Source organism: Acetobacterium sp. KB-1, assembly GCF_003260995.1.
Lineage (GTDB): Bacteria > Bacillota > Clostridia > Eubacteriales > Eubacteriaceae > Acetobacterium > Acetobacterium carbinolicum.
The window spans coordinates 3133484-3146072 of sequence record NZ_CP030040.1 but is presented as its reverse complement, the minus strand read 5'-3'; the positions used below and the strand labels follow the sequence as shown (position 1 = coordinate 3146072).

Genomic DNA, 12589 nt, shown 5'->3' with positions numbered 1-12589 from the left:
CACGCTCCAACGGTCGTGAGTTTTGCTGCTTTTTCCGATGTCCTTTAAATATGGTAAGAGTAGGTGTCCCACTCCCAGTCGGTGACATATTTTTTATATTCTTCAATTTCTTTTCGTTTAAGCGAGGTAAAAACATCCACCAGCTCTTTTCCCACGTGTTCGGTTAACCAGCTGTCTTCGTCCAGCGCCTTTAACGCCGCAAATAAGCTGTTGGGCACCTTATCCTGCTGTTTTTTTACATCATGATAGAGGTCGGTGGTAACCACTTCTGGCGGCTCAATCTTATTTTTTATCCCATCCAGCCCGGCAGCCAAAATCGCACCTAGGGCCAGATACGAATTAGCAGCGGCTGATCCGGCGCGGATTTCCATTCGGGTGGCCTTGCCCCGTTCCTGGGGGACCCGGATATAGGTCGTTCGATTGTCATATCCCCAGCCGATGTAAATGGGGGCAAAGGAATCCGGCTGATACCGCTTATAGCAATTGACCGTTGGCGCCAGAAAGGGGGTGAGGCCTTTGGCATGCTTAATGACGCCGCCAATAAAGTATCTTAGAATATCGGCCAGATCATTCTCTTTGGTTACATCATGACAGATATTGTCCGCAGTTTTTATATCATTAAATGAAATGTGGAAATGACAACCGCTTCCGCCTGAGGCATTTTTGGGTTTTCCCATAAAGGTCATCATCAGGTTATTGGTTTCGGCAATATCCTTGCTCAGTGCTTTAAACAAGGAGCTTTCATCGGCTGCCCGAACGATTTTTGAATGCTTCCAGTTATATTCAAACTGTCCTGGAAAATACTCATGGTTCATATATAGCACATTAAAACCCATGGTCTGAAAGGTATTGGTCAGCTTGTACAAAAATCGTTTAGGATCAATCCGTCGGTTCGCCGTATAACAGGTACAGGGCTGTTTGGAATAAGGTTCCAGGGTTCCATCTTCCATTTTATTGTAGATATAAAACTCCAACTCACTGGCAGCAATCGGATCGAGTCCCAATTTGTGGTATTCCTGAACCATTTTTTTTAAAAACTCCCGGGGGGCCTGCAACATCGGTTCTTCCATGTAGTAAAGCTCCCCCAATACCAGTGCTGTTTTATCACAATGGGGCAGAATTACAAAGGTTGAGGGGTCACCGATGACCTTCATATCATCGTTTGTTTCTGAAAAGTACTCGGAACTAACAATGTCGTTATTAAAAGCCATTGCCAGGCTGACCGTACAAAAAGCGATACCGTCACCAAAGATTTCATCCACCATCGAAACCGGCATCAGCTTTCCCCGGTTTACTCCCAGAATATCGGTGTATTCCAGGCGAATCATCTCGACGTTGTTTTCTTTGATTTTTTGTTTAATTTCATCGATGGATTGTTTCTCCATCCCCGTATATAAATCTTTTTGCATATTCGTTTACCTCCACGGTTTACTTGGCTGGTTCAGCCACGACTTTTTTGTTTTCTTTTTCAAACTCAATGGCGTTGTTATTGATAAGATCAATGCTCACCGGCTGGAAGGGTTTGACCTTCATCACCCCGACAACCCATACCAGTGAATAGGCGACCAGCACTGCAAAGAGTACGCCAAATACCTGGTAAATCGCGAGTTTAGATGCGGGATCGGAACTGATATTCCAAACCATATAGATATTTCCTAAAATACCAACAATCTGCGGAATTCCAAATAAAATCAATTTTTTATTTCGCTCCATATCCGGATATCTTTTACGCAAGACCAGCACGTTGATGTGGGTTAAAACATAAGACAGTAACCAGAAGCATGATGCTGCCAAAATCATATTCGTTAGGGTGCTGGATTGGGTAAAGCCGGTGACCACAATGGCAAAGTCCGCAATAACCATTAAAAGTAGCCCTGCTACCGGCACATTTTTTTTGTTAACTTTTTTAAAGATTGCTGGCATCATGCCCTCTTCTGACATCCCAAAGACAATTCTTGCCGAGCTTGCCAATACCGTATTTAAGGTACTGATTCCAGCTAACAGGGTTACAATCCCCATCCAAACCTTACCGACATTTCCCAGTAGCGCTTCGGCAAAAACCATGTGGGGCAAAGGACTAGAAGCAAGTACTTCCAAACTGACATAATTGGTCATCCCAACACCTAACACCGCTTGGACCACAAATAATAAGACTAACGCCAGAATCATTGATAAAAACACATCCCGTTTGGGATTTTTTAATTCTTTTGCTACCGGGATAATAAACTCAACCCCGATAAAGAGCCAGAAAGCTACCGCTGATAAACCCATGATCCCACCAATGCCAGTGATAGCCGGTGCAGTTTGCTGTGCTGCGGTAAGAACGGTTCCGGTTCCCAGTTTAAAAAAGCTGATAATACCCATCCCAATCAATGAACCAATTAACAGTGTAACCACAAGGTTTTGCACCTTTGAGAACAAATCCACGCCGAAAAGATTAACCACTGCGATGATACCAAGAACCAGGACACTGATGATCACTGCCGGAATCTGGGGGAAAAATTCATTTAAGACCAATCCACACATGGCAATTTCAACTGATGATGCAAAAACCATGGTGATCACATAAGCAGAAATATTTGAAATCATCGAGGCTACTGGTCCAAGACCAACCAGGGAATACTGTCCCACTCCGCCGTCAACATTTGGCATTAATGAATGGAGTTCTGAAAACGAGATCGCCACAAATGCATTTAAGATTACCACAACAACCAGAGGAATAATGAAAGCCGTTCCGGCCTGTCCCATTCCGACCCCTAATGACAATAGACAACTTGTGGCTACAATGAGACCCACACATACTGCAACCGCACTACCTAATCCTAATTTTCCTTTTTCGTTCATAATGAGCTTCTCCTTATCTTTTTTTGGCGCTGATTCAACTCAGACATCCATAACATCTTTCGCAAAGTCATATCATCCCAGGGACTTTCGTGATCTTTGGTAGTGCGCCTTTGCAGCTCCAAACATGCTTGAAATTGGTTCCTCCTTTACGAAAAAAAGACGCCACATCGGTTTATTGATGTGACGTCTTTGTCATCCTTTTGGTGAGCTCATTATATATTAACGCTAATTTTATGTCAATATATTATTTTTATCTATATATTGTCATTAAATTGTCATTTTAAATCGATCATTCGTTGTAACTGTTCTTTTATCCACGCTTCATTTTTCGAAATCAGCGGAATATGATTCCATATTTCTTTTAAATAATTAAAGTAACCACCCACCACGGTTAATTCTTTACAATACATTCGGCGATCGTAAAACTCTGAATTCCAGGCGATGACAATGCTGTTTTCCTGAACCACGATGGCCGTATTATCGACATTGAGATTCAGATCGCAAAAGGATGTCAGAACCAGGGTATAACTCTCGGTTATTCTAAACTTTTTAATATATTCTAATTGCTCTCTAAAAAAAGCATTCGATACCCGTGCTTCTTTTCCGATAACCTGAGACAAATCATAGTCGATGATGTATTCCTGTTGCAGGGCATTTTCAATCGCGTCCAGATCATAAATCTGACGATAATTAAATTGATCTCGTAATTCTTTTCGTTTTCGATTTGCCTTCAGGCAGATTGCCATTTTGTCACCACTCACCTTATTTTCCACCAAAATCCGTTCCAGCAGATTCAGGGGCATATTCCGAAAGGTTGGCAAGTGGTTGATCATATAGGTCAGCTGATTGGGCTTAAAATTCTCTTCCATGAGTTCCACCATTTTCATGGCATCAGACAATTCCAGCGTAAAGATAAGCTGCCTGGATTTTTGGGCAATGGACGCCACCATTTTATGATAAAAATCGACGCTGATCGGATCGCGATGAATCATCGTCAGATTTTCACTATTTCCTTCTGCCAGACACATCCCCACCATGGCGATGTGATGATCAACGGCATAGATACTCTTTTTGTAAAACTCCTTGATATCTTTCTGGAAGTAAAGTACCTCCACCTCTTTTTTTAAATAGATGGGCAGCCAACGGAGAATCACCACATAGGGTTTATACTGATCAGTCATTTTGTCGATAATCACAACCTTATGACCCGCTCGAATCGCTCGCTCGATACTACTAACCATCTCCCGGACCGAGTCTGTACCGAGAATATCCCATTGAACATCGCCAAAATCACCCACATAAATGGTCTGACCTGGTGGCAGCACAGCAACCTCATTCCAAAAAATCTTCACTGCCCGTTTCCATCCCGGGTATCCGGAATAAACTTCCACCGACACCTCTGGTTGGTCACGGTCCACCACTTCTCTTTTTACGATTATTTCCCCGGCATCATCCGTCATCCAGATACTGAGCATTTCAATTAATTCCTGATCTGTTTTGTCCTCTGTTTCTAATTGATCGTTGGTAAGCAGGGCCACAATTCTCTGTTTCTGAAGTGCATACGCATCACTAAGAAAATAAGCCGCCATCCGTTTACTATATTTTGATCGAACCTTTAATTTTCGCTGGCCGCTTCGCCATTTGCTCACCGCCGTGGTGTCTGTTCCAATGGCCAAGGCCAACTCTTTTCCACTGATTCCCAACATATCCATTAAATAACTAATTCTCGTATTTACCGGTGCCATACAACCTCTTTTCCAAGACCCTTTGCTTTTTTCCTAAATATTGCTTAAATATAGTAAGAGGATACCATAAAATTTCATTTTATGGTATCCCCACTGGCCTGAAAAAGGTATTTTTCACCTCAATATCTAGTATAGTTCGACTCTTCGATCCTGAAACACCGTCATATTTTTTCTGGCTTGCTCCAGTTGTGCCAGCTCCACGTCCGCCATAATCATCTTTTCTTCGGGATCTGCTCCGGCATCGGCCAGCGGCTCTCCCAACGGGTCAATAATCATCGAGTTCCCGGCGTTTCGGATATCCTTAACAGCTTCGCCGCAGCCGTTAACCGCCACCACAAAGATCTGATTCTCGATCGCTCTGGCCTGGTTTAAAACCCGCCAGTGACCTACCCGAGGTAATGGCCATTCGGCCGGGACAAAAAGAATCTTAGTTCCAGCCAAAGCCTGCTTTCGGGACCACTCGGGAAAGCGGATTTCGTAGCAAATAATAATACCACAGGGAACCCCATCAAGGGCAAAGGTAACCAATTGATCTCCAGCGGAAAACCGCTTATTTTCGTCGGCAAAACTAAACAGATGGGCTTTGTCATAGTCAGCAATAATGTGTCCCTGCCGGTCGGCCACGTAACAGGTATTAAAGTAATCTTCACCTTTTTTTGTTGCCACCGAACCACCGACAATATTTAGCCTAAGCTCCCCGGCCAGTCTTTCCAGAAAAGCTTTGGCCCGCCTTCCATCGACATCGGCCAGCCGCGGTTCCAGATCGGTGGTGATAAATCCGCCGCTCCACATCTCCGGTAGCACCGCCACATCAGCCCCGGCCGCAGCCGCTTTTCGAAGCCAGACCTCAGCGCTTTTATAATTCTGTTCGACTTGTTTTAATGCCACCTTCATTTGAATTGCACATATTTTCATTAATGTTTCCTCTCACTTTTCATCTACATCAAGGGTGCCATAATTCTTAGCACCGACTGTCCCACCTTTTTCATAAACGAGGTTTTTTCCCAATCATAATAGCACACTTCCCGACTTACCTTGATGCAATCCAGCAGATCGGCTTTGATATCCAGCACCGTTTTTGAGCCGGAAACCCAGGTACCGCACTCGTAATTCCAGGTCAGACTGCGATAATCCATGTTGATGGAACCGACAATGGCAACCTGATCATCGGTTACCAAAACCTTACCATGAACAAAGCCCGGTGCATATTCATAAATCCGGACCCCCTCTGCCAGCAGATCACCGTAAAAAGCTCGGGTAGTGGCATAAACCAGCTTCTTATCGGGAATGCCCGGGGTGATAATCCGCACATCGACCCCGCTTCGAGCTGCCAGCAAAATGCAATTTGTGAGATCGGTATCCAGAATCAGATAGGGCGTCGTCAGATAAAGATAATCTTTGGCGTTGGCAAAAACGGTCATATAGGTATTGACCGCCGGATTTCTGGGATTCATCGGCCCATCGCAAAATGGCATCACCAATTCATCCCCTGTTACCAGTGCGGCAGTCCCCTTATAGGCGTCCAGTTCGGTGACCGCCCCGGTGGCATAATCCCACATGTTAATAAACATGGTGGTGAGACTAAAAACCGCGTCCCCTTCCAGACGCAGAGCCATGTCTTTCCAATGGCCAAACCGCACCTTTTCGTTAATGTATTCATCCCCAATGTTGATCCCGCCGGTAATCGCTACCCTGCCGTCCACAACCGTAATTTTGCGATGATCCCGGAAGCTGATAAATTTAAACAGCGACGGGGATAGGGGATTATAAGGAATACTTTTAATGTGATGTGCGGCACAGTTATTATAAAAATCTTTGGGCAGGGTCGACAGACTGCCCATTTCATCAACCATCATCCGGATTTCTACCCCGGCATCCGCTTTTTCATAGAGGACTGCCATCAGCTCGTCATACATTTTCCCACCAGTGACAATAAAATACTCAAGAAAAATGAATTTCTCGGCGGTTTTGATGGCTGCCAGGTTGGCCCGGTGCATCTCCTCTCCCAGTTTCAGATACTCGGTTTTGGTGTTTTTCCAAACCGGCAGATCACTAAGCCGATGGACCAGCTCCACTTGTTTTTTAAGCCCCTTATCGTCAATGGATTCTAAAACCGCCTGGTTCTGTTTTAGTTTTAAAAAGGTGCGCAAGTTGATTTCATCCCATCGTTTTTTTGATTTCCCGGGCACCCGCTGCCGTCCCCAGATAAAATAAAGCACAATTCCCACCACCGGGACAACCAGCACAAAAATAATCCAGGAAATTTTATAAGCCGCTGTTTTTTTACGATACACGATATTCAGCACCACAAAAATAGCCAACCCCTCAAATAACCAATAGCCATACACCGCATCTTCCGAAAACTCCAGAATGATCAATCCGATGATGGTCAATTGCAAAACGATTAAAACCACATTGACTAAAAACCTGAACATACTTTGAAAATGCTCCGACGAACTTCTCATTACTACCTCTTTTTCATATTCTTTTTTTAAATTATATGCCATGTTTGCGCCAGTTACAACCGCTTGTCACATTATTTAGGTCTGTTTTTTAATTGCATTCGTCCCGAAGGACGACTCACCGGTCATAAAATTCGTATTTTACTTTGCTCTATTTTTGTACATATTTAAGATAGACTCCTCTAAGTCGTTAAAAGCACTGTAAAATATAGAACCATTGGTATTTTTGAGGGTGGTCTGGAAATGACTCTGCTCATATTGGTGGGCTTCCTTGAACTGAAAACGATATTATAGTAAATATAATTATTATTACAAAAGTATTGACAAAACTAATATTGAATATTAAACTTGGTTATAATTCAACAATTAAAGGAGGACAAGTATGACAGCTCATTTAACTCAGAAAGAAAACTTTTTGCGGGTCGCCCGAGGCGAGATGCCGGAATACGTGCCGGTATCATCATTTTTTGGCCCTGACGCGCCCCTGCTCACCATGGCAGACCCCTGTATTCTCGGTAGCTTTAGAGGACCTGGTGGGGGTGTTGATCCCTGGGGTGTGACCTTTGTCACTGGTGAAGAAATAAACTTTGCTGCCCTACCCAAACCCAACGATTTTATCTTGACCGATATAACAAAATGGCGCGATGTGATCAAAGCCCCTGACTACAGCGGATTTGACTGGGAAGCCGCCGCTAAGGCAGACCGCCAGAAGTACGTAAAAGACCCCGACCAGACAGCCTTTGTCCTCAGCGGCTATGCCGATTTATTCCAACAGTTTATTGGCTTTATGGGCTTCACTGAAGGACTTTGTGCTATTTATGAAGAACAGGAAGAGGTTGAAGCACTGCTGGACTACATGCTGGAACACTCCCTTTATATCACCAAAAACCTGCTGCATTATTATAAGCCAGAAGGTTATTACCTGCTGGATGATACGGCTTCAAAACTTAATCCCTTCATTTCTCCCAAACTATTTGAAGAAATCTTTGTGCCCCGTTATAAAAAATGCCTGGATCTGGTCAGGGACGATAACGTTCCGATTTTTTACCATAACTGCGGCCGTTGTGAAGATCTGATGCCATCCATGATCGATATTGGTGTAAACGTTTGGGATCCCGCCCAGATTGAGAATGACCTGCTTGGCATGAAACAGCAATACGGTCCAAAACTTGCCATCAACGGCGGTTTTGAATTCAGAATGCCCAGCACCTGGCCTGTGGTTGATGAAGAAGAAGTCCGGGAAACGGTTCGCGATACTTATAACCGACTTGCACCCAACGGCGGTTTTATTTTTAATGGCATGATTACCTCCCTGGATTATTTTGATCCAAAGGTTCAAGAAGTCAATGGCTGGATTGCCGATGAAGCCAGAAAACTAAGCAAGACGGTTTATAACTAATATGAAAATCATTATCTTAGGCGGATTTCTGGGTTCCGGAAAAACCAGTGTGGTCCTCCAACTTGCCAAACACTTTATCAGCAAGTGCTCTAACGATTCAACCAAGGTCGTCATCCTGGAAAATGAGATTGGGGACGTCAGTGTGGATGATAAATTGCTGCAAAATAGCGGCTATGAGGTGGCCAATCTGTTCTCAGGATGTGTCTGCTGTACCATGTCCGGCGAATTGGCGCTCAGCTTACATCGTATCATCCAGGATATAAGCCCCGAACTGATTATTATGGAAGCCTCCGGGGTGGCCTATCCCCACAATATTGTAAAGACCATTAATCAATCCCTGCCGGATCTTGATTGCAGCATCACCTGCGTCACTGACGCCAAGCGCTGGAAACGGCTACTTCGACCCATGGAAATGCTGCTGGAGGGTCAACTGGCTGCGGCGGATATCATTCTGATCAACAAGATTGATCAGGTCGATCAACAGACCCTATTAGACGTGGAAGACTCGATTAAAGCGTTTAACGGCCTGGCGAAATTCTTCAAAATCAGTGCCGCCCAGACAATATCACCTCTTGTTTTTGAAGCCATGCTGAACATGGAAGCAGAAAGGATAAATTGATGAACAACGAACAAACCCACAACCATGACGAAAACTGTGAATGCGGATGTCATAATGAACACCATCATCACGATGAGCACCATCACAGTGAATACCATCATAATGAACACCCCCGTATCAATCCTGCCGAGCAACAGTCGTTTGTCACCATCAAAACCCACGACACCAGTCTTGTGGGCTCGTTCCAATTTGGTCTTGACGTATCCTTTGACGAAGCGGAAACCATTCTCGACGCTTTACTCAAACAGGTAGCCCGTGAAGTGGTGGCTCTGGAGGGGATCATTGGTCATATTAAAGCCTTTCTCCGTTCGGAAGCCAGCAGTTGTATGATCTCCATTACCGAAGATGAATCCGATAAGCATTATTCAAGGGCTACCAAATGTCATGTCGAAGGGGTCGTAATTGTCTTTGGTATTCTTCCTCTGCAACTTGAAACGATTCTTAAAAACGCTTTTGGCAGGTATCTCGGTTAAGCTTCTTTAACAAAATAAAAATAGAAGCAGAACAAAATAAAATCAACGTAAAAAATCAGTTACGGCACATTATCCATGATGCCCTAACTGATTTTATTAGGTTCTATTTCAAATTCTTATAATAAAAAATGGCCAACTGGGTTCGGTCCCGGAGATTCAGCTTTTCCAGGATGATACTGAGACGATTTCTGACCGTTCCTTCACTTAAATACAGGCTTTCCGAAATCTCCCGGTTACTCATTCCCTGAGCCACTCCTTCGATCAGCTCCTGCTCCTTATCGCTTAAATCATAGCTTGGCTGCTCCCGATGATCAATTGTCATCAGCCCCGGTATCTTCGTCACAATATCCTGTCCAAACACATTTTGGCCGGCCTCTACCGCCCGCAGCGAAGGTACAATACTCTCGAAATTTTGCTTAATCAGATAGCCTTTGGCACCAAGCTGAAGCGCCTTAATAATATATTCGTCATCCAGAAAGGTCGTTAAAAATAAGATCTTCGCAGCCTGATCTTCCTTTAAGATGATCTCCGCGGCCTCCAATCCGGTCATTAAATCCATCCGAATATCCATTAGCAAAACATCCGGTTTTAATTGCTTATATAAGGCAATGGCATCCTGGCCATTGTATCCCAGTCCCAGCACTTCCACCTCCCCCTCTGACTCAATAATGGTCTTTAGCGAGGCACACACCAGTTTATCATCATCTACAACAACAACTTTCATAATTCTCCCCTATTTTTATTATTTGCTTTATTACTTGTTCTATTATTTAAGCAACTGTGAAACGGGTTACAAAGCTCACGTGATGATATCAATACATCAAGGACCGATTATTTCTTTTTGGGGATAGAGATAAAGATTCTAAACCCCGAATCGTCGGTGATATTCACGTTGCCACTGAGTATTGCCACCCGGTCTTTAATACTCCTAAGCCCCATGCCGGCACCGTCAGTATTTTCCTGCCTTGTTCCATTATCTTTAATAACCAGCTGAAAAAGAGCCGGATGTTCTCTGACAAGCACTGCGACTTCGGTGGCATTGGAATGCCTGATAATATTCGAAAGGGCTTCCTTGACGACTGTAATAAAGCAGTATTTCAGCTCTTTTTCCAGATGGGATTCCACATCGTAATCGAGTTTTATGGGGCAGAAATCAAAATTTTTAATCAGCGTCTGCAACTCCACCTGCAAATCCAGGGACTCATCGTGAAGATCATGGATGCTGTCACGGATACTGTCCATGGCTTCCGAAAGGGTTTCTTTAATTTGAACCAAGCCCTCCCGGGTTTGGGCTTCGCTACTGATCGCCAGCAGCGCCCCGGTTTGAAGAATACTCCGGGACAACATATGTCCGACATTATCATGAATATCCCGGGCAATCCGGTTTCGTTCGGTTAAGGTCGCTAAATTTAGTTCATAGTCCTGTTGTTCCATCAGTATTTTATTCTTTTTTTCGAGCTGCAGAGCGGTTTCCCGAGTGGCGTCCCGCAGGGCGTTGTAGTTTTTTCTTAATGTTTCCAGCGAGAGGGTTCGTTTTTTGAGAAAATAGGCCACCAGCATAAAAATCGGAATTAACACCACTGTGATTCCACTAAGCTCCGTGAAACCCGTCGCACCCGGTAGCAATGCTAGAGTCCATAGCCATTTGTAGCGGGAAATAAGGATATCGTAACCAATCAGCGGCACAAACAGGAGATAAACTGGTTCAATAAAGCAGATCACCAAATAGCCGACAAACAAAGCCACTGTTAACGGTCCTTCCTCAAAAAAACTTAAGGCGGCACCAAAAATTACCGCCACCAGAATCGGGGCAATCAGCAGCACATTTTCCACCGTGGTCAGATACAAGGCCAGACAGAACACAAAAATAATCATTTTATCAATCAGCTTATTCATCATTACCAACCCTTATCAGAATCGTCTCGAGTTTTTTTACCATCAACCTGCGATTTTATCACTACTTTAACATAAATAGTGACATTTGTCATACCCATTCAGGAGGCTTATCACTATCAACGTGGTCGCCGATGGGGTAAAATAAACACAATCGATAAACAAAACAGATGTCTGTTCCAAGTATTGGAGCAGGCCACCGATAAAGGAGAACAAATTATGGTTATCAATGTAAAAAATTTGGTCAAACGTTACGGGGATCTCATCGCTCTGGATCACTTCAATCTGGAGGTCCAGGAAGGGGAAATCCTGGGTCTGCTGGGCCCCAACGGTTCGGGGAAAACGACTGCCATCAACTGCATCTTATCGCTGCTTAAATACGACAAGGGCACCATTGAAATCTTCGATGCGCCGATGTCCCCGGATGCCTATGATCTCAAACGGGATATTGGGGTGGTGATGCAGAACGTGGCTGTTTTTGAAGAGTTAACGGTATATGAAAATATCGATTACTTCTGCGGTCTTTACATTTCTGATAAACAAACCCGTAAAAAGCTGGTGGCCGAAGCCATTGATTTTGTGGGGCTCAATGATTTTATCAAATTCTTCCCCAAAAAACTCAGCGGTGGGCTGCTAAGACGTCTAAACATTGCCTGTGGGATTGCCCATAAGCCTAAGCTGATTATTCTGGATGAACCGACCGTGGCCGTGGATCCTCAGAGCCGCAACAATATTTTAGAAGGTATCCAGAAGTTAAATCAGCAGGGAGCCACCATCATCTACACCTCTCATTATATGGAAGAGGTGGAACAAATCGCCAGCCGCATCGCCATTATGGATAAAGGCAAGATCATCGCCATGGGGACCAATGAAGAGCTGAAGAAAATGATCAAATCCGGCGAGCACATCAATCTTGAACTGCTTAATCCTGAAAACCTGAATCTCTTAGAAATCAAAGCCTTGCCACACATTATCTCAGCCGAACTGACCGACTATCAGCTGGTAGTAAAATCAAGTCGGGGAAAAAATAATCTGATTGTAATTCTTGATCACCTGAAAAATCAAAATATCACCATCGGTAAAATTTATTCCGAGCCACCAACCCTTAACGATGTTTTTCTGGAAATAACCGGCAAAGAATTAAGAGATTAGGA

At 44.0% G+C, this 12589-nt stretch carries 11 protein-coding genes; 4 read left to right on the top strand and 7 right to left on the bottom strand.

The genetic code is table 11. From position 1 onward, the window contains the following. Positions 1-44: 44 nt before the first annotated feature. From DOZ58_RS14525 to cls, 5 genes are all read right to left on the bottom strand, one after another. Positions 45-1409, bottom strand: a complete 1365-nt coding sequence (locus DOZ58_RS14525; RefSeq protein WP_111888951.1) for a glutamine synthetase family protein — start codon at positions 1407-1409, stop codon at positions 45-47. 19 nt (positions 1410-1428) lie between these two features. Beyond that, complete coding sequence (locus DOZ58_RS14520) at positions 1429-2844, bottom strand: APC family permease (RefSeq protein WP_111888950.1); 1416 nt, start codon at positions 2842-2844, stop codon at positions 1429-1431. Positions 2845-3119: 275 nt separating this feature from the next. After that, positions 3120-4589 (bottom strand): helix-turn-helix transcriptional regulator, encoded by a 1470-nt coding sequence (locus DOZ58_RS14515; protein ID WP_111888949.1) that lies wholly within the window; start codon positions 4587-4589, stop codon positions 3120-3122. A 126-nt stretch (positions 4590-4715) separates the two neighbouring features. Next, positions 4716-5504 (bottom strand): carbon-nitrogen family hydrolase, encoded by a 789-nt coding sequence (locus DOZ58_RS14510; RefSeq protein ID WP_111888948.1) that lies wholly within the window; start codon positions 5502-5504, stop codon positions 4716-4718. Positions 5505-5527: 23 nt separating this feature from the next. Then, on the bottom strand, positions 5528-7096 hold the full coding sequence (gene cls, locus DOZ58_RS14505; protein WP_111888947.1) for a cardiolipin synthase: 1569 nt from the start codon (positions 7094-7096) through the stop codon (positions 5528-5530). Between the two features lie 337 nt (positions 7097-7433). Here cls and DOZ58_RS14500 point away from each other — a divergent pair, with 337 nt between their 5' ends. From DOZ58_RS14500 to DOZ58_RS14490, 3 genes are read left to right on the top strand one after another with little or no spacing between them, the layout of a single operon-like run. Next, positions 7434-8450: a uroporphyrinogen decarboxylase family protein gene (locus DOZ58_RS14500; RefSeq protein ID WP_111888946.1), complete on the top strand. Its 1017-nt coding sequence runs from the start codon at positions 7434-7436 to the stop codon at positions 8448-8450. Position 8451: 1 nt separating this feature from the next. Continuing rightward, a complete protein-coding gene (locus DOZ58_RS14495) occupies positions 8452-9069 on the top strand; it encodes a GTP-binding protein (protein ID WP_111888945.1) in 618 nt (205 codons plus the stop codon). Next, positions 9069-9542: a hypothetical protein gene (locus DOZ58_RS14490; RefSeq protein WP_111888944.1), complete on the top strand. Its 474-nt coding sequence runs from the start codon at positions 9069-9071 to the stop codon at positions 9540-9542. Before DOZ58_RS14495 ends, DOZ58_RS14490 begins: the two co-directional genes overlap by 1 nt. A gap of 103 nt (positions 9543-9645) precedes the next feature. Here the strand turns inward: DOZ58_RS14490 and DOZ58_RS14485 are convergent, their stop codons facing one another. Beyond that, entirely contained in the window at positions 9646-10266 is a 621-nt protein-coding gene (locus DOZ58_RS14485) for a response regulator transcription factor (protein WP_111888943.1), read from the bottom strand. 107 nt (positions 10267-10373) lie between these two features. After that, positions 10374-11441: a sensor histidine kinase gene (locus tag DOZ58_RS14480; RefSeq protein ID WP_242988517.1), complete on the bottom strand. Its 1068-nt coding sequence runs from the start codon at positions 11439-11441 to the stop codon at positions 10374-10376. A 213-nt stretch (positions 11442-11654) separates the two neighbouring features. Between DOZ58_RS14480 and DOZ58_RS14475 the strand changes: the two genes are divergently transcribed. Continuing rightward, complete coding sequence (locus tag DOZ58_RS14475; protein ID WP_111888942.1) at positions 11655-12587, top strand: ABC transporter ATP-binding protein; 933 nt, start codon at positions 11655-11657, stop codon at positions 12585-12587. Positions 12588-12589: the final 2 nt, after the last annotated feature.

What these genes read in the sequence shown, in the direction of transcription:
- DOZ58_RS14500 (WP_111888946.1), top strand. Translation starts at nt 7,434, where the DNA reads ATGACAGCTCATTTAACTCAGAAAGAAAACTTTTTGCGGGTCGCCCGA.
- DOZ58_RS14485 (WP_111888943.1), bottom strand. Translation starts at nt 10,266, where the DNA reads ATGAAAGTTGTTGTTGTAGATGATGATAAACTGGTGTGTGCCTCGCTA.
- DOZ58_RS14515 (WP_111888949.1), bottom strand. Translation starts at nt 4,589, where the DNA reads ATGGCACCGGTAAATACGAGAATTAGTTATTTAATGGATATGTTGGGA.
- DOZ58_RS14490 (WP_111888944.1), top strand. Translation starts at nt 9,069, where the DNA reads ATGAACAACGAACAAACCCACAACCATGACGAAAACTGTGAATGCGGA.
- DOZ58_RS14475 (WP_111888942.1), top strand. Translation starts at nt 11,655, where the DNA reads ATGGTTATCAATGTAAAAAATTTGGTCAAACGTTACGGGGATCTCATC.
- DOZ58_RS14520 (WP_111888950.1), bottom strand. Translation starts at nt 2,844, where the DNA reads ATGAACGAAAAAGGAAAATTAGGATTAGGTAGTGCGGTTGCAGTATGT.
- DOZ58_RS14495 (WP_111888945.1), top strand. Translation starts at nt 8,452, where the DNA reads ATGAAAATCATTATCTTAGGCGGATTTCTGGGTTCCGGAAAAACCAGT.
- cls (WP_111888947.1), bottom strand. Translation starts at nt 7,096, where the DNA reads ATGGCATATAATTTAAAAAAAGAATATGAAAAAGAGGTAGTAATGAGA.
- DOZ58_RS14480 (WP_242988517.1), bottom strand. Translation starts at nt 11,441, where the DNA reads ATGATGAATAAGCTGATTGATAAAATGATTATTTTTGTGTTCTGTCTG.
- DOZ58_RS14510 (WP_111888948.1), bottom strand. Translation starts at nt 5,504, where the DNA reads ATGAAAATATGTGCAATTCAAATGAAGGTGGCATTAAAACAAGTCGAA.
- DOZ58_RS14525 (WP_111888951.1), bottom strand. Translation starts at nt 1,409, where the DNA reads ATGCAAAAAGATTTATATACGGGGATGGAGAAACAATCCATCGATGAA.